This is a genomic window from Pedobacter sp. 10L46_2, assembly GCF_056395165.1.
This window is the reverse complement of record NZ_JBFTIZ010000311.1, coordinates 1-2,511: the sequence shown is the minus strand read 5'-3', so window position 1 is coordinate 2,511 and position 2,511 is coordinate 1. Positions and strand designations below refer to the sequence as shown.

The 2,511-nt window shown below is 41.9% G+C and carries 3 protein-coding genes; all 3 read left to right on the top strand.

Annotated features, from left to right (window positions below; genetic code table 11):
- Positions 1–182: hypothetical protein (locus tag AC1DDX_RS23395; RefSeq protein WP_477622680.1), on the top strand; the 182-nt coding region annotated here is incomplete at its 5' end.
- A gap of 90 nt (positions 183–272) precedes the next feature.
- Positions 273–1,304 carry an SDR family oxidoreductase gene (locus AC1DDX_RS23390; RefSeq protein WP_288879305.1) on the top strand — a complete coding sequence of 344 codons (1,032 nt, stop codon included), beginning with the start codon at positions 273–275 and terminating at the stop codon, positions 1,302–1,304.
- A gap of 44 nt (positions 1,305–1,348) precedes the next feature.
- Positions 1,349–2,479 carry an MBL fold metallo-hydrolase gene (locus AC1DDX_RS23385; RefSeq protein ID WP_337716197.1) on the top strand — a complete coding sequence of 377 codons (1,131 nt, stop codon included), beginning with the start codon at positions 1,349–1,351 and terminating at the stop codon, positions 2,477–2,479.
- Positions 2,480–2,511: the final 32 nt, after the last annotated feature.

Here is a 2,511-nt window from a genome sequence, read left to right as displayed (position 1 = left end):
AACAGATCTCAATTAAAGCAGCCAAGCAGGGTCTTTATATGAATAATGGGAAGTTATTTGATAACAATGGAGTCAGCTATAATGCCATTCGATTTGGGTTTGCTTCATTAACTTTGCCGGAAATAACCAAAGCTGTTCAAATCATTTCATCCAGTTTGGTACTAACCTTGCAACCAAAATAAACTGAACCTTTAAACAAAGTGAAATTGGACTTTTCAACAAAACAAGATTGCTCTTTAATCTGCAATTTTGTTCTATCAATTTGAAAGCAAATGACAAATTCAATTCATACAGTATTGGTAACAGGCGGATCAGGCTTTGTCGCTGTTCATTGCATCCAGCAATTATTGGATAAAGACTACCTGGTAAGAACCACCCTGCGCGATTTAAATAAACAGGATAAAGTGATAGCCATGCTTAAAAAAGGCGGAATCACTGACTTCAGTAATCTTTCTTTTGTAAAAGCAGATCTCACCAGTGATGACAATTGGAGCACGGCTGTAAAAGATTGTGACTACGTTTTGCATGTAGCTTCTCCCATTTTCTTAAAACTGCCAAGGCATGAAGACGAAATGATACGTCCCGCAGTTGACGGAACTATACGCGTACTTAAAGCAGCAAGAGATGCAGGTGCTAAGCGCGTTGTTATGACGTCGAATTTTGGGGCAGTTGGCTATAGTCATAAGGATAAAACTACTTTGATTACAGAAGAAAGCTGGACAGACCCAAATGAGAAAGGGCTCTCTGCTTATAACAAATCAAAAGTATTGGCCGAAAGAGCAGCCTGGGATTTTATGGAACAGGAAGGTGGTAGTCTTGAATTGTCAGTGATCAATCCGATGGGTATTTTTGGTCCTTCCTTCACTAAAGACCTGTCCAGTGGTTTTGAGTTGCTACAAAAAGTAATAGATGGTAGCATGAAAGCGCTGCCTAACATCAGCCTCGGTATTGTAGACGTGCGTGATGTTGCTGATCTGCACATCCGGGCAATGACCAATCCCCAGGCAAAAGGACAACGATTTTTGGCCTTAAGCGGTGGTACAATGTCACTTTTAGAAATAGCAGATTTCCTTAAAAATGAAATGCCTGAGGCAGCTGCAAACGCATCCACCAAAACAATCCCAAACTGGTCGATCCGCATTGCCGCGTTATTTAATGCACAAGCAAAAGCCATTGCTCCTCTGGTGGGCATTTACCGCAATGCAAGTAATGAAAAGGCCAGAACCCTATTAGGATGGACACCCCGCAGTAACCAGGAAGCCATATTAGCAACGGCCAAAAGTTTGGTGGAATTTGCATCATAAACATTAAAGCCTCATCATTACTTAAACCTAAATCACTAACCCGTATGAAACGGTTTTTAAAAATAATTAAACGAACTATGATTATCCTGCTTAGCACAGCGATGCTTTTATCCATCGCTACTTTTTTTTATATCCGTCAGGCAAAATTTGGGCAGGCTCCTACCGCCCAGCGATTGGAACTGATAAAAAATTCGCCTCGTTATAAGGACGGCAAATTTCAGAATACTCATCATACACCCGACCTTACCGAAGGCTACAGCATTAGCGGTATCCTTTACGACCAGTTGTTCGGCGACCATCCCAGAAGAAGTCCCACTGCAATCATACCTTCTAAAAAAACCGATTTGCACAGCCTTCCTCCCGATTCAAACGTCCTGGTGTGGTTTGGTCACTCCTCTTATTTCATGCAGATAGACGGGAAGCGCTTTCTGGTAGATCCTGTTTTAAGTGGCAGCGCATCTCCAGTGCCATGGACAGTAAAAGCCTATAAAGGTACAGACCGATATACGGTTGATGATCTGCCTCCTATTGACTACCTGCTGATCAGTCATGACCACTATGATCACCTGGACTACGAAACAATTACCAAGCTAAAAGATAAAGTAAAAACAGTTATCTGCGGACTTGGTGTAGGTGCTCATTTCGAACATTGGGGATATGCTGCTGATAAAATCATTGAAAGTGACTGGAACAACAGCATATCATTGGATGTTGGATTTAAAGTACACACCACCCCTGCAAGACATTTTTCGGGCAGAGGTTTTACAAGAAATAATACATTGTGGATGTCTTATGTGCTGCAAACACCAGGCACAAAAATCTATATTGGCGGAGACAGCGGTTATGACACACACTTTGCAGAAATTGGTAAACAGTTTGGGCCAATTGATCTTGCGATATTAGAGAATGGGCAATACAACGTAGCCTGGAAGGCAATCCATATGCTGCCAGAACAGGTGCTGCAGGCCGCAGAAGATTTAAAAGCTAAAAGACTGTTTCCGGTGCACTCTTCTAAATTTACCCTGGCAATGCACTCATGGGACGAGCCTCTTATCAAAGTTACAGAACTAGCCAAAATACAGCACTTACCCTTGGTTACACCGGTTATTGGTGAAATGGTAGACCTAAACGATACCACACAAGTTTTTCCAGAATGGTGGAAAGGTGTAAATTAGTAAACCATAAAAGATAAGGCCATGCGCTATAC